This is a genomic window from Variovorax sp. PBL-E5 (genome assembly GCF_901827185.1).
Taxonomy (GTDB): Bacteria; Pseudomonadota; Gammaproteobacteria; order Burkholderiales; family Burkholderiaceae_C; genus Variovorax.
This window is the reverse complement of the sequence record NZ_LR594671.1, coordinates 1,736,052-1,753,068: the sequence shown is the minus strand read 5'-3', so window position 1 is coordinate 1,753,068 and position 17,017 is coordinate 1,736,052. Positions and strand designations below refer to the sequence as shown.

At 66.8% G+C, this 17,017-nt stretch carries 18 protein-coding genes; 17 read left to right on the top strand and 1 reads right to left on the bottom strand.

The window, feature by feature from the left end; genetic code table 11:
- Position 1: 1 nt before the first annotated feature.
- The 13 genes from WDLP6_RS08570 to dnaJ all read left to right on the top strand — a co-directional run bounded on the left by WDLP6_RS08570 (position 2) and on the right by dnaJ (position 13,465).
- On the top strand, positions 2-838 hold the full coding sequence (locus WDLP6_RS08570; protein ID WP_162591989.1) for an NAD-dependent epimerase/dehydratase family protein: 837 nt from the start codon (positions 2-4) through the stop codon (positions 836-838).
- Between the two features lie 59 nt (positions 839-897).
- Complete coding sequence (locus tag WDLP6_RS08565; protein ID WP_162591988.1) at positions 898-1,884, top strand: TRAP transporter substrate-binding protein; 987 nt, start codon at positions 898-900, stop codon at positions 1,882-1,884.
- Between the two features lie 10 nt (positions 1,885-1,894).
- Positions 1,895-2,389: a TRAP transporter small permease gene (locus tag WDLP6_RS08560; RefSeq protein ID WP_162591987.1), complete on the top strand. Its 495-nt coding sequence runs from the start codon at positions 1,895-1,897 to the stop codon at positions 2,387-2,389.
- A complete protein-coding gene (locus tag WDLP6_RS08555; RefSeq protein WP_162566617.1) occupies positions 2,380-3,732 on the top strand; it encodes a TRAP transporter large permease in 1,353 nt (450 codons plus the stop codon). The genes WDLP6_RS08560 and WDLP6_RS08555 overlap by 10 nt, the downstream gene beginning before the upstream one ends.
- A gap of 3 nt (positions 3,733-3,735) precedes the next feature.
- Positions 3,736-4,746, top strand: coding sequence for a lactonase family protein (locus tag WDLP6_RS08550; RefSeq protein ID WP_162591986.1), 1,011 nt, complete (start codon positions 3,736-3,738; stop codon positions 4,744-4,746).
- A gap of 12 nt (positions 4,747-4,758) precedes the next feature.
- Complete coding sequence (gene garD, locus WDLP6_RS08545) at positions 4,759-6,351, top strand: galactarate dehydratase (RefSeq protein ID WP_162591985.1); 1,593 nt, start codon at positions 4,759-4,761, stop codon at positions 6,349-6,351.
- A gap of 121 nt (positions 6,352-6,472) precedes the next feature.
- The gene (locus tag WDLP6_RS08540) at positions 6,473-7,468 is read left to right on the top strand and encodes a Bug family tripartite tricarboxylate transporter substrate binding protein (protein ID WP_162591984.1); all 996 of its coding nucleotides are present in this window, start codon (positions 6,473-6,475) and stop codon (positions 7,466-7,468) included.
- Between the two features lie 130 nt (positions 7,469-7,598).
- The gene (gene asd / locus WDLP6_RS08535; protein ID WP_162591983.1) at positions 7,599-8,450 is read left to right on the top strand and encodes an archaetidylserine decarboxylase; all 852 of its coding nucleotides are present in this window, start codon (positions 7,599-7,601) and stop codon (positions 8,448-8,450) included.
- Positions 8,451-8,627: 177 nt separating this feature from the next.
- Positions 8,628-8,963 (top strand): winged helix-turn-helix transcriptional regulator, encoded by a 336-nt coding sequence (locus WDLP6_RS08530; RefSeq protein WP_162595021.1) that lies wholly within the window; start codon positions 8,628-8,630, stop codon positions 8,961-8,963.
- 49 nt (positions 8,964-9,012) lie between these two features.
- On the top strand, positions 9,013-9,363 hold the full coding sequence (locus tag WDLP6_RS08525; RefSeq protein WP_162566610.1) for an FKBP-type peptidyl-prolyl cis-trans isomerase: 351 nt from the start codon (positions 9,013-9,015) through the stop codon (positions 9,361-9,363).
- 260 nt (positions 9,364-9,623) lie between these two features.
- Positions 9,624-10,193 (top strand): nucleotide exchange factor GrpE, encoded by a 570-nt coding sequence (grpE, locus tag WDLP6_RS08520; protein WP_162566609.1) that lies wholly within the window; start codon positions 9,624-9,626, stop codon positions 10,191-10,193.
- Between the two features lie 104 nt (positions 10,194-10,297).
- On the top strand, positions 10,298-12,235 hold the full coding sequence (gene dnaK, locus WDLP6_RS08515) for a molecular chaperone DnaK (RefSeq protein WP_162591982.1): 1,938 nt from the start codon (positions 10,298-10,300) through the stop codon (positions 12,233-12,235).
- A gap of 90 nt (positions 12,236-12,325) precedes the next feature.
- Complete coding sequence (gene dnaJ, locus WDLP6_RS08510; RefSeq protein ID WP_162591981.1) at positions 12,326-13,465, top strand: molecular chaperone DnaJ; 1,140 nt, start codon at positions 12,326-12,328, stop codon at positions 13,463-13,465.
- Positions 13,466-13,487: 22 nt separating this feature from the next.
- On the opposite strand, the gene WDLP6_RS08505 is transcribed toward dnaJ, so the two are convergent.
- Entirely contained in the window at positions 13,488-14,429 is a 942-nt protein-coding gene (locus WDLP6_RS08505; protein ID WP_162591980.1) for a LysR family transcriptional regulator, read from the bottom strand.
- 185 nt (positions 14,430-14,614) lie between these two features.
- Between WDLP6_RS08505 and WDLP6_RS08500 the strand changes: the two genes are divergently transcribed.
- The 4 genes from WDLP6_RS08500 to WDLP6_RS08485 are packed head-to-tail and all read left to right on the top strand — an operon-like array spanning position 14,615 to position 17,012.
- The gene (locus WDLP6_RS08500; protein ID WP_162591979.1) at positions 14,615-15,721 is read left to right on the top strand and encodes an Ldh family oxidoreductase; all 1,107 of its coding nucleotides are present in this window, start codon (positions 14,615-14,617) and stop codon (positions 15,719-15,721) included.
- A gap of 14 nt (positions 15,722-15,735) precedes the next feature.
- On the top strand, positions 15,736-16,245 hold the full coding sequence (locus tag WDLP6_RS08495) for a VOC family protein (protein WP_162591978.1): 510 nt from the start codon (positions 15,736-15,738) through the stop codon (positions 16,243-16,245).
- Positions 16,246-16,281: 36 nt separating this feature from the next.
- The gene (locus WDLP6_RS08490) at positions 16,282-16,584 is read left to right on the top strand and encodes a DUF1330 domain-containing protein (RefSeq protein ID WP_162591977.1); all 303 of its coding nucleotides are present in this window, start codon (positions 16,282-16,284) and stop codon (positions 16,582-16,584) included.
- Positions 16,585-16,595: 11 nt separating this feature from the next.
- On the top strand, positions 16,596-17,012 hold the full coding sequence (locus WDLP6_RS08485) for a cupin domain-containing protein (protein ID WP_162591976.1): 417 nt from the start codon (positions 16,596-16,598) through the stop codon (positions 17,010-17,012).
- Positions 17,013-17,017: the final 5 nt, after the last annotated feature.

Sequence of the window (17,017 nt, the reverse complement as noted above, 5' to 3'; positions counted from 1 at the left end):
CATGCCGACCTCCGTCGATCCCTCGAAGTCTTCCGGCGACCGCAGATTCCCGCGTCTTTTGCTGACCGGCGCGGCCGGCGGCCTGGGCAAGGTGCTGCGCGACAGCCTGCGCCCCTTTGCGCACGTGCTGCGATTGTCCGACCTCGCGGCGCTCTCGCCCGCGCAAGGCGCGCACGAGGAAGTGGTGCCCTGCGACCTGGCCGACAAGGCCGCCGTCGATGCGCTGGTCGCGGGCTGTGATGCGATCGTGCACCTCGGCGGTGTCTCAATCGAGCGGCCGTTCGAGGAAGTGCTCGAAGCCAACATCAAGGGCGTGTTCCACATCTATGAAGCCGCGCGCCGGCACGGCGTCAAGCGCGTGATCTTCGCGAGTTCGAACCACGTGATCGGCTTCTACAAGCAAAGCGAGCACATCGACGCGCACGCGCAGAAACGCCCCGACGGCTACTACGGCCTGTCGAAATCCTTCGGCGAGGACGTGGCGCAGTTCTACTTCGATCGCTGGGGCATCGAGACGGTGAGCATCCGCATCGGCTCGTCCTTCCCCGAGCCGCTCAACCGCCGCATGATGAGCACCTGGCTCAGCTTTCGCGACCTCACGACGCTGATCGAGAAGTCGCTCTTCACGCCCGGCGTGAAGCACACGGTGGTCTACGGCATGTCGGCCAACCGCGATGTGTGGTGGGACAACAGTGCCGCCGCGCATCTGGGCTTCGTCGCCCGGGACAGCTCGGAGCCGTTCCGCGCCAAGGTCGAGGCGCAGCCGCCGGTCGCGACTAGCGATCCCAACGCCATCTACCAGGGCGGCGCCTTCACCGCGCAAGGCCCGTTCGAGTAAGCCCCGGTTCCCGTCATCCCGCTTTTTTCCAGACCATCGATTCAAACAGAGGAAGAGACATGAAGACATCCAACCGAAACCTGCTCAGTCTGATCGCCACCGCCGTCCTGTCGCTTGCCGCCGTGCATGCGCAGGCGCGCGACTTCCGTTCCGCGGAAGTCCACGCCAAGGACTTCCCGACCAACATGGCGGTCAAGTACATGAGCGATCAGCTGTCGGCCGCGACCGGCGGCAAGGACAAGATCAAGATCTTCGCCGACAGCTCGCTGGGCTCCGAGAAGGACACGGTCGAGCAGGTCAAGATCGGCGCGCTCGACATGGTGCGTGTGAGCTCTGCATCCTTCCACGGCATCGTGCCCGACTCGGTGATCCCGTCGCTGCCCTTCCTGTTCCGCGACATCGATCATTTCCGCAAGACCATGTACGGCCCGACCGGCGACAAGATCCTGGCCTCGTTCGAGAAGGCCGGCTTCATCGGCCTGTGCATGTACGAAAGCGGCGCGCGCTCGGTGTACGCCAAGAAGCCGATCAAGACGGTGGCCGACATGAAGGGCCTGAAGCTGCGCGTGCAGCCCTCCGACCTGATGGTGAGCCTGGTGAGCGCAATGGGCGCGTCGCCGGCGCCAATGCCGTTCGCCGAGGTTTACACCGGCCTGAAGACTGGCTTGCTGGACGCCGCCGAGAACAACTATCCCTCCTACGAAGAGACCAAGCACTACGAGGCAGCGCCGGTGTACTCCGAGACGATGCACGTGATGACGCCCGAGGTGCTGGTGTTCTCGAAGAAGATCTGGGACACGCTGCCGAAGGAAGAACAGGCCGCGATCCGCAAGGCCGCCAAGGAATCGGTGCCCTACTACGTGAAGCTGTGGGAGCAGCGCGAGACCGACGCCAAGGCGGCCGTCGTCAAGGGCGGCGCGAAGATCGTCGCCGCCGCCGACATCGACCGCAAGGGCTTCGTCGAAGTCGAAAAGCCGGTGTGGGACAAGTTCGCCACCACGCCCGAACTGAAGGCGCTGGTGCAGGACATCGTCAACGCCAAGTGACGGCTTCGCGATGAGCTTGTTTTCCCGACTGAACGCGCTTCTCTCGCGCTGGACGATGTACCTGGCCTGCGTGTGCCTGGCCGGCCTGCTCGGGGTCGTCGTCTACGGCGTGGTGCTGCGCTACGTCTTCAACGACGCGCCGCCCTACGTCGAGCAGGTGGCCCTGCTGCTGGTGATCTCGGTCGCCATGTTCGGCGCTTCCGCCGGCGTGCGCGACGCCGGCCACATCGGTCTGGATTCGCTGGTCAAGGTGCTGCCGGCGAAGGTGCAGTTCTGGTGCAAGTTCATCGTCTACGCGCTGAGCATTGCGTTCGCGGTCGCTCTCTTCGCCGGCGGCGCGGAGATGGCGACGTCGACGCGCAGCGACACGATCCCCACGCTCGGCATTTCCGAAGCGGTCCGCTATGTGCCGGTGCTGATCGCCGGCGTGCTCATCACCCTGTTCTCGCTCGAGCACCTGGTGGCGCAATTCACCGGCCATGAGGTCGTCCCATCATGGCATTGACGCTGCTTTCGGTCAGCTTCCTGGTCTTCCTCCTGCTCGGGATGCCCGTCGCGTTCGCGATCGGGCTGAGCTGCCTCCTGACCTTCGCGGCCGAGGGCCTGCCCTTCGAGACGGCGATCCAGATGATGGTGTCGGGCATGAACGTGTTCTCGTTCCTCGCCATCCCCTTCTTCATCTTCTCGGGCGAGCTGATGCTGCACGGCGGCATTGCCGACAAGATCGTCGTGTTCGCGCGCAGCCTGGTCGGCCATTGGAGGGGCGGCCTGGGTCTGGCGAACGTGATGGCCTCGACGCTGTTCGGCGGCGTCTCGGGCTCGCCGGTGGCCGACACCTCGGCCATGGGCGGCGTGATGATCCCGATCATGAAGCGCGAGGGCTACAGCGCGGCCTATGCGGTCAACGTCACGACGCACGCCTCGCTGTCGGGCGCGCTGATGCCGACCTCGCACAACATGATCATCTACGCCTTCGCGGCGCAGGCGGCGGTCGGCGAGATCGCGGGCCACGTGATCAAGGGTGTGTCGATCGGCGACCTGATGTTCGCGGGGCTGATCCCGGTGTTCTGGATCATGGTCTGCATGCTGGTCGCGGCCTACTGGCAGGCCGCGAAGTACGGCTATCCGAAGCGCGCCGACGGCAGCACGATGCTCGAACGCTTTCCGGGATGGCCCACCGTGCTGCGCACCTTCATCGCGGCAATCCCCGGGCTGATGGTGATCGTGATCATCCTGGTGAGCGTGATGAAGGGCATCGCGACCGCGACCGAGGCCGCGGCGATCGCGGTCACCTACTCGCTGCTCCTGACCACCGTCGCCTACCGCACGATGACGCGCAAGAACCTGCTGAAGTCGCTGGCCAAGGCCTCGAAGACCACCGGCGTGATCCTGCTCCTGATCGGCGTGTCCAACATGCTTCGCTACCAGATGGCGTACCTCGAGATCCCAGACACCATCGAGGCCGCGCTGCTGGCCGCGACCACGACGCCATGGCTGATGCTGCTGTACATCAACATCATCCAGATCTTCCTGGGAATCTTCCTGGACATGGCGGCGCACATCCTGATCACCACGCCGCTGTTCCTGCCGCTCGCGATCCAGATGGGCGTCGGCCCGGTGCAGTTCGGGATGATGCTGCTCTTGAACTGCGCGCTGGGCCTGGTGCATCCGCCGGTGGGTACGGTGCAGTTCATCGGCTGCGCGATCGGCAAGATCTCGATCGGCGAGGCGACCAAGACCGCGTGGCCCTACTACCTGGCGATCTTCATCGCCATCACGCTGGTGACCTACGTGCCCTCGTTCTCGACCTGGCTGCCGTCCATCATCACCGGCCATCCGGTGTTCTGACCCATGATCGCGGTCTACGTTTCCAACGCCGAGAGCGGCGACATCTCGGTGCTCCATCTGGACCCGCAGCGCGGCGCGCTGACGGCGGTGCAGCGCGCCGAGGTCGGCGGCGAAGCGATGCCGCTCGCGCTCGGTCCTGACCACCGGCACCTGTATGCGGTGCGCCGTTCCGAGCCGCGCGAAGTGCTGAGCTTCGAGATCGATCCGAAGAGCGGCGAGCTCGACGCCCTCGGCGCCGCGGCGCTGCCGCACAGCATGGCCTCGATCGCGACCGACCGCAGCGGCCGCTTCCTCTTCAGCGCGTCCTATGGCGGCCACCTGGTCGCCGTCAGCCCGATCGATGCCGATGGCGTCGTGCAGGTCGCGCAGCAGGTGCTGTCGACTGGGCCGAACGCGCACGCGATCCACGCCGATCCGTCGAACCGTTTCGTCTTCGCCACCAGCCTGGGCGGCGGTGTGATGACGCAGTTCCGCTTCGATGCGGCGACCGGGCAGCTGGTGCCGAACACGCCGCCGACGATGCAGCCGCATGCGGCGGCCAGCCCGCGGCACTTCGTCTTCAGTCGCGACGCGCGCTTCGTCTATCTGCTGAACGAACTCGACGCGGCGATCGACGTGCTGGCGCTCGATGCCGACCACGGCACGCTGCACACGGTGCAGACGCTCGATTCATTGCCGCCCGGATTCCATGGCGAGCCGTGGGCCGCGGACCTGCATCTCACGCCCGACGGGCGTTTTCTCTACAGCAGCGAGCGGCGCTCCGGCACGCTCGCGGCGTTCCGTGTCGATGCCGCCGGCGGCACGCTCGCGCTGATCGGCCATGTGCCGACCGAGGCACAGCCGCGCGGCTTCAACGTGACGCCGGATGGCCGCTTCCTGGTCGCTGCCGGCCAGCGCTCGCATCGCGTGCGCCTGTACGCGATCGACGCCGATACGGGTTCGCTGAATGAACTGGGCGATTGCGCGGCAGGCCACGGACCGAACTGGATCGAGAGCATCATGCTCGACAGCTGAGGACGATCCGCCATGCCCACTGCCATCCAGAGCCGCGCACCGCTCTACATCACGATGCACGAGCGCGACAACGTCGCGATCGTTGCCAACGACGGCGGCCTGACCGCAGGCACCGTGTTCCCATCCGGCCTCACGCTGATCGACAAGGTGCCGCAAGGCCACAAGGTCGCGCTGGTCGACCTGCCGGCCGGCACGCCGGTGCTGCGCTACAACGTGGTGATCGGCCGCACGACGCGCGACGTTCCCGCCGGCAGCTGGGTGCACGAGCGCCTGCTGGAAATGCCCGCCGCGCGTTCGCTCGAAGGGCTGCCGATCGCCACCGTCCAGCCGCCGGCGCTGCCGCCGCTCGAGGGCTACAGCTTCGAGGGCTACCGCAATGCCGACGGCTCGGTCGGCACACGCAACATCCTCGCCATCACCCAGACCGTGCAGTGCGTGGCCGGGGTGACCGCGTTCGCGGTGCAGCGCATCAAGGCCGAGCTGCTGCCGAAGTTTCCCAACGTCGACGATGTGGTTGCGCTCGAACACAGCTATGGCTGCGGCGTGGCGATCGATGCGCCCGACGCCATCATCCCGATCCGCACGCTGCGCAACATCAGCCTCAATCCGAACTTCGGCGGCGAAGTGATGCTGGTCAGCCTCGGCTGCGAGAAGCTGCAGCCCGAGCGCCTGATGCCGCCCGGCACCATCCCGCTGGTCGACGAGCGCAACGTGGCCGACGTCGGCGACAGCGCGGACGCGAAGCTCGACGTGGTCTGCCTGCAGGACGATGCGCACGTGGGCTTCATGTCGATGGTCGATTCGATCATGCGGCAGGCCGAAGAGCACCTGGAACGCCTGAACGCGCGCCGCCGCGAAACCGTGCCGGCCGGCGAGCTGGTGGTCGGCGTGCAATGCGGCGGCAGCGACGCGTTCTCGGGCGTCACGGCCAATCCGGCCGTCGGTTTCTGCACCGACCTGCTGGTGCGCGCCGGCGCGACCGTGATGTTCTCGGAAGTGACCGAGGTGCGCGACGGGATCGACCAGCTGACCTCGCGCGCGACCACGCCCGAGGTGGCCGAGGCAATGATCCGCGAGATGGCCTGGTACGACGCCTACCTCGACAAGGGGCGCGTCGACCGCAGCGCCAACACCACGCCGGGCAACAAGAAGGGCGGGCTTTCGAACATCGTCGAGAAGGCGATGGGATCGATCGTCAAGTCGGGCAGCGCACCGATCTCCGGCGTTCTTTCGCCCGGCGAGAAGGTGCGGCAGAAGGGCCTGATCTACGCAGCCACGCCCGCCAGCGATTTCATCTGCGGCACGCTGCAGCTGGCCGCCGGGATCAACCTGCACGTCTTCACCACCGGCCGCGGCACGCCCTACGGCCTGGCCGAGGTGCCGGTGATCAAGGTCGCGACGCGCAGCGATCTCGCGCGGCGCTGGCACGACCTGATGGACGTCAACGCGGGCCGCATCGCCGACGGCGAAGCCACCATCGAGGACGTGGGCTGGGAGCTGTTCCGCCTGATGCTCGACATCGCCAGTGGCCGCAGGAAAACCTGGGCCGAACACTGGAAACTGCACAACGCACTCGTGCTCTTCAACCCGGCGCCGGTCACTTGACTCGCCCCCAGACTGCGCGCACTTCGTGTCGCTTCGCCAACCCCCTGCCGGGGGCGACACCAGCGGCCCGGCAAAGCCGGTTCCGCGGTATCCCACCATCACACACAAGGAGTCTCACACCATGCAGCGTCGTCACTTCATCCATACCGCCGCGGCCGGACTGGCCGCTGGCAGCCTCGGCGCTTTGCCGGCCTTCGCGCAAGGCAGCTGGCCGACCGGCAAGACGATCACCTACCTCGTGCCCTTCCCCGCCGGCGGCACGACCGACGTGCTGGGCCGCCTGATCGCGCAGAAGCTCGGCCCGGCGCTGGGCACCAACGTGATCGTGGACAACAAGGGCGGCGCCGGCGGCAGCGTCGGTTCCGAGGTCGCGTCGCGCGCCGCACCCGACGGCTACCTGCTGCTGGGCGGCACCATCAGCTCGCACGCGATCAACGTGAGCCTCTATCCGCGCATCGGCTACGACCCGATCAAGTCCTTCGCGCCGGTGACGCTGATCGGCACCAACCCGGTCGTGCTGGTGGTGAGCAAGGACAGCCCCTACAAGACACTGAAGGACATCCTCGCCGCCAGCAAGGCCAAGCCGGGCGGGCTCTCGTCGGCGTCGGCAGGCACCGGCACCTCGCAGCATCTGGCGCTGGAGCTGATGGCCTACAAGTCGGGCGTCAAGTTCACGCACATCCCCTACAAGGGCAGCGGCCCGGCGATCCAGGACGCGATCGGCGGCCAGGTCGACATGATGTTCGACACCACCGTGGTCGCGGGTCCGCACATCCAGAGCGGCAAGCTGCGTGCCATCGCCGTCACCTCGGCCAAGCGGCTGGCCTCGATGCCCGACGTGCCGACGATCGCCGAATCTGGCGTGCCCGGGCTGGCCGATTTCGAGGTCGTCTCGTGGCAGGCGATCTTCGTGCCGGCCGGCACGCCGGCGCCGATCATCGACCGGTTGCACACCGAGATCCGCAAGATCCTCGCGCAGCCCGAGGTGCAGGAAAAGCTCAAGGGCTTCGGCATGGAGCCGGCCGACATGACGACGGCGCAGATCTCGGCCTTCCAGAAGGCCGAGGTCGAGAAGTGGGCGCAGGTGATCAAGGCCGCGAACATCAAGCCTGAATGATGTGGCCCCCACGCGCCGTCACTTCGTGTACTCGCTGCCCCCCGAGGGGGCCGCAGGCCGCCTTGGGGCGGCCCGGCGCCGGCCTGGGCATGGCCTCGATAGAATCGCCTTCCATTTTTGAGAAGCCTCTTTGTCCGACCGCCTCCCCGTCCTGCCCCAGTACCTGTTCCCCAAGCAGGCGCTGACCGCCTTCGCCGGCTGGGTCGCGGGCAAGGAGCGCGGCGCGGTCACGACCTGGATCATCCGCCGCTTCGTCGCCAAGTACGGCGTCGACATGGGCGAGGCGCTGGCCAGCGACGTCGCGAGCTACCAGACCTTCAACGAATTCTTCACCCGCGCCCTCAAGCCCGGCGCCCGGCCGATTGCGCAGGCCGACTTCGTGTCGCCGGTCGACGGCGCGATCAGCCAGTTCGGGCCGATCGAGGGCGACCAGATCTTCCAGGCCAAGGGCCACCGCTACACCACGACCGCCCTGGTCGGCGGCGATGCGGCGCTGGCCGCGCAGTTCGCGCACGGCAGCTTCGCCACGCTCTATCTCAGCCCCAGGGACTACCACCGCATCCACATGCCTTGCGATGGGCGGCTGGTGCGCATGGTCTACGTGCCGGGCGAGCTGTTCTCGGTCAACCCGATCACCGCGCGCGGCGTGCCCGGCCTGTTCGCGCGCAACGAGCGCGTGGTCTGCGTGTTCGAGACGGCACGCGGGCCTTTCGTGCTGGTGCTGGTGGGCGCGACCATCGTCGGCAGCATGGCGACGGTGTGGCACGGCGTGGTGAATCCGCCGCGCGGCGGCGAGGTGCGCGAATGGCGCTATGACGGCCAGCAGATCGTGCTGCGCCAGGGCGAGGAGATGGGCCGCTTCCTGCTCGGCTCGACGGTGGTGATGCTGTTTCCCGCGCCGCCCCTGCGCTTCGATCCGGACTGGTCGCCGGCACGTCCGGTGCGGCTCGGCGAGCCGATGGCCAGCTACCCGATCGCTTGAGGCCTTGATGCCACGGGCCGCAGCCGGCCTGCGTCCATAGCTATAAAACTTGTAGCACACCAGCTTCTGCGCTATAGTCGCCGGCCGGTCCGAACGGTCCGTCACCTTTCACAAAAGAAATGCGAAATGCGCGGCCACGACAGCGGCACCGCGCCGCCAGCCGAGGAGACGATGTCGATGAGCAGCAAGGAAACCGCAGCCGTCAGCCAGTTGCTCGCGCTGCTGGAAGCCCGCTACGCATTGCGTGTGCTCTGGGCGCTGCGCGACGGCCATGCGCAAACCTTCCGCCTGCTGCAGGACAGCGTCGGCGGCATCACGCCCAACACGCTCAACACCCGCATCAAGGAACTGCGCGAGGCCGGGCTGGTGAGCCATGCCAGCGACGGCTACTGCCTGACGCCGAGCGGGCAGGATCTGCTCAAGCGCCTGTCCGACCTGCAGGCCTTCGCCGGCAAGTGGCAGCAGAGCCAGATCAAGAAGACCGCGCCGCCGGTGGTCGGCCCGGGCCGTTAGTTAAACTGCCCGGCTCTTTCTTCTCCCATTCCGACACAAGGAGCGCTCCATGCCCACCACTCCCTCCGGCCTGCAATACGAAGACACGACCGTCGGCGACGGCGCCGAGGCCAAGGCCGGCCACCACGTGCATGTGCACTACACCGGCTGGCTCTACAACGACGGCGTGCAGGGCGCCAAGTTCGATTCGAGCCGCGATCGCAACGACCCCTTCGCCTTCTCGCTCGGCGCCGGCCAGGTCATCAAGGGCTGGGACGAGGGCGTGGCCGGCATGAAGATCGGCGGCAAGCGCACGCTGATCATTCCGGCAGAGCTGGGTTATGGCGCGCGCGGCGCGGGCGGCGTGATTCCGCCGAATGCGACCCTCAAGTTCGACGTCGAGCTCCTCGATAGCCACTGACGCTCGCCGCCAGGCTTGCCCACTTCGTGTGGCCGCCACCCCCCCGCCGGGGGCAACACCAGCGGCCCGGCAGAGCCGGTTCCGCGGTGTTTCCCGAAGGGAGACCCTGCCACGGCGGCGGTGCCCACGAAGGGGAAATCATGCTGCGCTGCGGTCGGAAAGGCCGCATTTTTTTGTCTTGAAAAGTGCGAGGGCGGCCCCACGTGGCACGCATCCTTCGTTTTTCATTGTTTTCCGGCGTGGCCGCCGGCTTTTGAAGCATGTCTGACCCGCAAAACCCACATCAGAATCCCGAATCCTTCCTGCAGGGCGAACCGAGCCCCGAAGAGCTGGAGGCCGCGCAGGCCGCCAACGAGGCCGACGCGCTGGCAGTGGCGACCGCCGAGCTGGCGGAGCTGAAGGCGAAGAATGCCGAGCTGGCGGACCAGTACCTGCGCGCGCAGGCCGATGTGCAGAACGCCCGCCGCCGCGCCGACGAGGAGGTGACCAAGGGCCGCAAGTTCGCGATCGAATCCTTCGCCGAAGGCCTGCTGCCGGTGCTGGACAGCCTGGAGGCCGGCCTGGCCGTCACCGACGCCACGCCCGAGCAGATCCGCGAGGGCGCCGAAGCGACCCTGCGCCAGCTCAAGAGCGCGCTGGAACGCAACAAGGTGATCGAGATCGCGCCGGCCGCCGGCAGCAAGTTCGATCCGCACCAGCACCAGGCGATCTCGGTGGTGCCCGCGCCGGGCCAGGAACCCAACACCGTCGCCAACGTGCTGCAGAAGGGCTACACCATCGCCGAGCGCGTGCTGCGCCCCGCGCTCGTGACCGTCAGCGCGCCGAACTGAATCACAAGCAACCCACAGGAAATCCCCGCTCTGTCCCTTGAATCGAGCCCGGTTATCCACAAGTTCACAACAACCTATTTTTCGCGTTCAGGAGCAACAACATCATGGCCAAAATCATCGGCATCGACCTCGGCACCACCAACTCGTGCGTGTCGATCATGGAAGGCAACACCACCCGCGTGATCGAGAACTCGGAAGGCGCGCGCACCACGCCCTCGATCGTCGCCTACCAGGAAGACGGCGAAGTGCTGGTCGGTGCCTCGGCCAAGCGCCAGGCGGTCACGAACCCCAAGAACACGATCTACGCGGTCAAGCGCCTGATCGGCCGCAAGTTCGAGGAAAAGGAAGTCCAGAAGGACATCGACCTGATGCCCTACAGCATCACCAAGGCCGACAACGGCGACGCCTGGGTCGAGGTGCGCGGCAAGAAGCTCGCGCCGCAGCAGATCAGCGCCGAGATCCTGCGCAAGATGAAGAAGACCGCCGAGGACTATCTCGGCGAGCCGGTCACCGAAGCGGTGATCACCGTGCCCGCGTACTTCAACGACAGCCAGCGCCAGGCCACCAAGGACGCCGGCCGCATCGCGGGCCTGGACGTCAAGCGCATCATCAACGAACCGACCGCAGCGGCGCTGGCCTTCGGCCTCGACAAGCAGGACAAGCGCGACCGCAAGATCGCCGTGTATGACCTCGGCGGCGGCACCTTCGACATCTCGATCATCGAGATCGCGGACGTCGACGGCGAGAAGCAGTTCGAAGTGCTGTCGACCAACGGCGACACCTTCCTGGGCGGCGAGGACTTCGACCAGCGCATCATCGACTACATCATTTCCGAGTTCAAGAAAGAGCAAGGCGTCGACCTCGGCAAGGACGTGCTCGCGCTGCAGCGCCTGAAGGAAGCCGCCGAGAAGGCCAAGATCGAGCTCTCCAACAGCGCCCAGACCGACATCAACCTGCCCTACGTGACGGCCGATGCCTCGGGTCCGAAGCACCTGAACATCAAGCTCACGCGCGCCAAGCTCGAGTCGCTGGTCGATGAACTCATCGAGCGCACCATCGCGCCCTGCCGCACCGCCATCAAGGATGCCGGCGTCAGCGTCAACGACATCAGCGACGTGATCCTGGTCGGCGGCATGACGCGCATGCCCAAGGTGCAGGACAAGGTCAAGGAATTCTTCGGCAAGGAACCGCGCAAGGACGTGAACCCCGACGAGGCCGTGGCCGTCGGCGCCGCCATCCAGGGCCAGGTGCTCTCGGGCGACCGCAAGGACGTGCTGCTGCTCGACGTGACGCCGCTGTCGCTCGGCATCGAGACGATGGGCGGCGTGATGACGAAGATGATCACCAAGAACACGACCATCCCGACCAAGTTCGCGCAGACCTTCTCGACCGCCGAGGACAACCAGCCGGCCGTGACCATCAAGGTGTTCCAGGGCGAGCGCGAGATCGCCTCGGGCAACAAGCTGCTCGGCGAGTTCAACCTCGAAGGCATTCCGCCTTCGGCACGCGGCACGCCGCAGATCGAGGTCAGCTTCGACATCGACGCCAACGGCATCCTGCACGTCGGCGCCAAGGACAAGGGCACCGGCAAGGAAAACAAGATCACCATCAAGGCGAACTCGGGCCTGTCGGAGGACGAGATCCAGAAGATGGTGAAGGACGCCGAGCTCAACGCGGCCGAGGACAAGAAGAAGGTCGAGCTCGTCCAGGCCCGCAACCAGGGCGAGGCGATGGTCCACAGCGTCAAGAAGTCGCTGGGCGAACACGGCGCGAGCCTGGATGCCGGCGAAAAGGAAAAGATCGAAGCTGCCATCAAGGATGTCGAGGAAGCGCTGAAGGGCGAGGACAAGGCAGCGATCGAGGAAAAGACCAACACGCTGATGAGCGCGAGCCAGAAGCTGGGCGAGAAGATGTATGCGGACGCGCAAGCCGCGGCCGGCGCGGCGGGTGGTGCGGCAGGCGCCGCAGGCCCGGAAGCTGCAGGCGCTCCGGCGGACGACAACGTGGTCGACGCCGAAGTGAAGGAAGTCAAGAAGGGTTGATCGCTCGACCCTGACACGAGGCTGGACCCCCTTGGCAAGGTGGTCCGGCCTTTTTCCGTTTTCTGACGACCCTGCCACCGACCCCTGACCATGGCCACCAAACGCGACTACTACGAAACCCTCGGCGTCCCCAAGAATGCGAACGAGGACGAGATCAAGAAGGCTTATCGCAAGCTCGCGATGAAGCACCACCCCGACCGCAACCACGGGGACACCGGCAAGGACGCCGAAGCCAGGTTCAAGGAGTGCAAGGAGGCGTACGAGATGCTGTCGGACCCGCAGAAGCGGGCCGCCTACGACCAGTACGGCCATGCGGGCGTCGACCCCAACATGCGCGGCGGTCCGGGCGCGGAAGGCTTCGGCGGCTTTGCCGAGGCGTTCGGCGACATCTTCGGCGACGTGTTCGGCGGTGCGCGCGGCGGCCGCCAGGGCGGCGGGCGCCAGGTCTTCCGCGGCAGCGACCTGAGCTACGCGATGGAGGTCACGCTCGAGGAAGCCGCCGAGGGCAAGGAAGCGCAGATCCGCATCCCGAGCTGGGACGAGTGCGGCACCTGCAAGGGCAGCGGCGCCAAGCCCGGCACCAAGCCGATCACCTGCACCACCTGCCACGGCCAGGGCGCGGTGCAGATGCGCCAGGGCTTCTTCAGCGTGCAGCAGACCTGCCCGACCTGCCACGGCACCGGCAAGATCATTCCCGAGCCCTGCACCACCTGCCACGGCCAGGGCAAGATCAAGAACAACAAGACGCTGGAAGTGAAGATCCCCGCCGGCATCGACGACGGCATGCGCATCCGCAGCACCGGCAACGGCGAGCCCGGCACCAACGGCGGGCCGCCCGGCGACCTCTACATCGAGATCCGGCTCAAGAAGCACGAATTGTTCGAGCGCGACGGCGACGATCTTCACTGCGTGGTGCCGGTCAGCATCAGCACGGCCGCGCTCGGCGGCGAGATCAGCGTGCCGACGCTCAAGGGCGCGGCGGCGATCGACATCCCCGACGGCACGCAGAGCGGCAAGCAGTTCCGCCTGCGCGGCAAGGGCATCAAGGGCGTGCGATCAAGCTACCCCGGCGACCTGTACTGCCACGTGCGCGTGGAGACGCCCGTCAAGCTCACCGAGCACCAGCGCAAGCTGCTGAAGGAACTCGACGAGTCGCTCAAGAAGGGCGGCGACAAGCACAGCCCGACCGACAAGGGGTGGTTCGACAAGGCGAAGGAATTCTTCAGCTGAGGCGGCGGCCGCGTCGCGCCGGCTAGCGTGACGGCGCAGGCTCGGCGCCCGCGAAGTTCCCAAGGCTGAACATCCCGCGCCGCGTCAGCCGCACGAGCTCGGCCTGCACCAGATCCTTGAGCACGGAGATCGCTGCAGTCTCGTTGCGCTCGATGCGCGTGGCCATCATCAGCTGCCGGTTCAGCTGCACGCCGGAAACCTCCGACAGCACGATACGGCCCTGTGGATCGGCCGGCTTGAACACCGACACCGGCATCAGCGTCGACCAGTGGCCCTGCATCACCAGCTCGCGGATCGTGTCCACCGAGTCGATCTCGGAGTGCACGTTCAGGTGGATGCCCAGCGGCATCAGGTCGTGCTCGATGATGCTGCGGTGCAGGGTCGTCATCAGAAGCGGAATGCGCGGCAGCCGCGTCACCGGAACGATGGCGCTCATCTGCCTGGACTTCTGCGTGACCAGCACGAAGGGCTCGCCCAGCAGGGGCTGCGTCGCGATGCCGCGGCCCGAACCGATGCCGCTGCTGGTGATGATGGCCATGTCGATCAGCCCCTTCTCGAGCCATTCGAGCAGCATCGGCGTGAAGGCTTCACGCACTGTGAGCTTCACGCCGGCCAGCGAACGCTGGCAGCGTTCGAACACCCCCGGCACCAGCACGCGCGACAAGGTCGGCGAGGCGCCGAGCACGACGCTGCTTTCGACCGCCGGCTGCGGTCCTTCCAGGTGCTTTCTCACTTTCTGCGCCTCGGCCAGCATGCGCTGCGCCGATTCGTAGAGCGCCGCGCCGGCCTTCGTCATGCGCACGCCGCGCGGCGTGCGAAGCAGCAGCTGCGCACCGAGGTCGCGCTCGAGGTCGTGCATCTGGCGGCTCAATGCCGGCTGCGCGATGGCGATGGCTTCGGCCGCCGCCGTCAGGCTGCCGGCATCGACGATCGCGACGAAGTACTTCAGTGTTCGGAGGTTCATGAGAAGACCCGGATCGCCGGCTGTCACCGGCGCTGCGGATGATAGGCCGGATCGCGCGCGAAGGATGCCACTCGCATAGCGAACTGATATGGGCAGCAGGAAATTCGGTATTGGACGCTGCCAGCATCCCGCTCCTAGACTCCGGCCCATCAAAGACCCGTGCGCACGTGCGAGACAAACAACCCATGGCCAAGGACTCGATCCGTGTGGACCTCGAAACGCTGAACCGATTCATCGACACGGTGCTGCAGCGCGCAGGCCTGCCCGCGCCCGATGCGGCCAGGGTCGCCGCCCTGATGGCGCAGGCCGACCTGCAGGGCTCCGACGGCCACGGCGTGATACGGCTGCCGCAATACGTCAAGCGCATCCTCGCCGGCGGCATCAACGTGCAGCCCGACATCCGCGTGGTGACGGAACGGCCAAGCACCGCCCTGGTGGATGGCGACAACGGCATGGGCCATCTCGTGATGTCCTTCGCGGCCGAGTTGGCGATCGCGAAGGCGCGCGAGACCGGCATCGCCTGGGTCGGCTCGCGGGCCAGCAACCATGCCGGGCCGGCATCGCTCTACGCGCGCATGCCGGTGGCGCACGGCATGATCGGCCTCTACTTCGCGGTCGGCAACGCCAACCACCTGCCGCCCTGGGGCGGCATGGAGATGCTGCTGTCGACCAACCCGATCGCCGTCGCGATCCCGGCCGGCGACGAGGCGCCGGTGGTCCTCGACATGGCGACCACCGTCACGGCCTACGGCAAGGTCAAGGCCAAGGCCGCACGCGGCGAGATGATGCCCGAGGGCTGGATGATCGACCGCGCAGGCCGGCCGCTGCGCGATCCCGTACGCGCCCACGAAGGCTTTCTGCTGCCCATCGGCGGCCACAAGGGCTATGGCCTGGCGCTGGTCATCGGCCTGCTCGCCGGCACGCTGAACGGTGCCGCGATGGGCAAGGCGGTGGTCGACTTCAACCAGGACCATGTCACCCGCACCAACACCGGCCAGGCGATCCTGGTCATCGACATCGCGGCCTTTGCCGACACGCAGGTGTTCCGCGGTGCGATCGATGCGCTGGTGCGCGACATCCGCGACGGCGAGCGGCTGCCGGGCGTCGAGCGCATCTGGCTGCCGGGCGAGCAGAGCCAGCTGCGGCGGCGGGACTATGCCCGCGATGGCATTCCGATCGCGCCCAACCTGATGGCCGACCTGGACGCGCTGGCGACCAGCCTCGGCGCCGAGCGCCTGGCCGCGATGCGCGCCGAGCCCGACACGCGTACGATCCTCGCGCCCAACCCCTGAACACGGAGCACGCCATGGGACTGAAGTTCATGGAGCACATCCTCATCCTCACGCACGACCCCGACGCCACGCGCGACTGGTTCTGCACCAACCTCGGCTTTCGCAGCGGCTACCACCCGGAGTTCGGCTTCCCGGTGCACTGGCTCTACATCGGCGAGCAGGACGTGGTGCACATCGGCAAGGCGCGGCACTCGGCGCACCAGGACACCTACCTGCGCACGCCCTCCGACAAGGACGGCGAGGACTACTCGGCCGCCGGCGCGCCCGGCTCGGGCCGCATCGACCATGTGTGCTTCAACTGCGAGGGCATCGACGAGTTCGTCGAGCGCCTGACGCGCAACGGCGTGGTCTTCAACGAACGCAAGGCACACAACTCCGACCTCTACCAGCTCTTCATGCGCGAGCCGATCAACGGCATCAAGGTCGAGCTCAACTTCAGCGCCGAGGAGGCCGTGCGCGCCGGCCGCGTCGCAAGCTGGACATCGACCGGCGACAACAGCGCCGCGACGACCGAAACCCGATGACCTGCGCGGCGTCGCGTCGTGCTTGAAAGGACTTCCATGAGTGCCTACTGGCTCGCCCGTTCGAAGATCAACGACCCCGTGCGCTACAAGCGCTACACCGACCTCGTGCCCGACATCATCGCTGCGCACCAGGGCCGCATCCTCGCGCGCGGCGGCGAGTTCGCCGTGCTGGAAGGGCCGAAGAAATTCGAGCGCTTCGTGGTCATCCAGTTCCCCTCGCTGGCCCATGCCCGCGCCTGCTACGAATCGCCCGCCTACCAGGCGGCAGCCCGGCATCGGCAGGAAGAAGGCGCAGGCGAAGTGGAGCTGGTGATCGTCGAAGCGATGCCCGGCATCTGAAGGAATCATCGATGAACGCCGCGACCACACCCTCCCCCGCCGTGCTGCGTCCCGGCCAGCTGAAATCCTACGACCGCGGCGGCGGCGCCAGCACCACGCCGCTGGTGACGGCCGGCATCGGCGCGCGCGGCTTCATCAACGGCATCACCGAGTTCGGGCCGGGCGCGAAGATCGCATTCCACAGCCACAACTGCGAAGAGAGCGTGATGCTGCTCGAAGGCGATGCCATGCTCGACATCGATGGCCGCGAACATCGCCTGCATCCGCTCGACACGACCTGGATCCCGCCCGGGCTGCCGCATCGCTTTCGCAACCTCAACGCCGACAAGCCGATGAAGATTCTCTGGATCTATGCCTCGCTCGACGCCACGCGCACGCTGACCGAGACCGGCGAGACGCGACGCGTCACCGCCGAACACAGCGGCTGAGCACC

Coding starts and splice junctions, on each gene's coding strand:
- WDLP6_RS08525 (WP_162566610.1), top strand. CDS start 9,013: ATGCCCACCACTCCCTCCGGCCTGCAATACGAAGACACGACCGTCGGC.
- WDLP6_RS08560 (WP_162591987.1), top strand. CDS start 1,895: ATGAGCTTGTTTTCCCGACTGAACGCGCTTCTCTCGCGCTGGACGATG.
- WDLP6_RS08485 (WP_162591976.1), top strand. CDS start 16,596: ATGAACGCCGCGACCACACCCTCCCCCGCCGTGCTGCGTCCCGGCCAG.
- WDLP6_RS08505 (WP_162591980.1), bottom strand. CDS start 14,429: ATGAACCTCCGAACACTGAAGTACTTCGTCGCGATCGTCGATGCCGGC.
- WDLP6_RS08530 (WP_162595021.1), top strand. CDS start 8,628: ATGAGCAGCAAGGAAACCGCAGCCGTCAGCCAGTTGCTCGCGCTGCTG.
- grpE (WP_162566609.1), top strand. CDS start 9,624: ATGTCTGACCCGCAAAACCCACATCAGAATCCCGAATCCTTCCTGCAG.
- WDLP6_RS08490 (WP_162591977.1), top strand. CDS start 16,282: ATGAGTGCCTACTGGCTCGCCCGTTCGAAGATCAACGACCCCGTGCGC.
- WDLP6_RS08570 (WP_162591989.1), top strand. CDS start 2: ATGCCGACCTCCGTCGATCCCTCGAAGTCTTCCGGCGACCGCAGATTC.
- WDLP6_RS08495 (WP_162591978.1), top strand. CDS start 15,736: ATGGGACTGAAGTTCATGGAGCACATCCTCATCCTCACGCACGACCCC.
- WDLP6_RS08540 (WP_162591984.1), top strand. CDS start 6,473: ATGCAGCGTCGTCACTTCATCCATACCGCCGCGGCCGGACTGGCCGCT.
- dnaJ (WP_162591981.1), top strand. CDS start 12,326: ATGGCCACCAAACGCGACTACTACGAAACCCTCGGCGTCCCCAAGAAT.
- WDLP6_RS08565 (WP_162591988.1), top strand. CDS start 898: ATGAAGACATCCAACCGAAACCTGCTCAGTCTGATCGCCACCGCCGTC.
- WDLP6_RS08550 (WP_162591986.1), top strand. CDS start 3,736: ATGATCGCGGTCTACGTTTCCAACGCCGAGAGCGGCGACATCTCGGTG.
- WDLP6_RS08500 (WP_162591979.1), top strand. CDS start 14,615: ATGGCCAAGGACTCGATCCGTGTGGACCTCGAAACGCTGAACCGATTC.
- WDLP6_RS08555 (WP_162566617.1), top strand. CDS start 2,380: ATGGCATTGACGCTGCTTTCGGTCAGCTTCCTGGTCTTCCTCCTGCTC.
- dnaK (WP_162591982.1), top strand. CDS start 10,298: ATGGCCAAAATCATCGGCATCGACCTCGGCACCACCAACTCGTGCGTG.
- garD (WP_162591985.1), top strand. CDS start 4,759: ATGCCCACTGCCATCCAGAGCCGCGCACCGCTCTACATCACGATGCAC.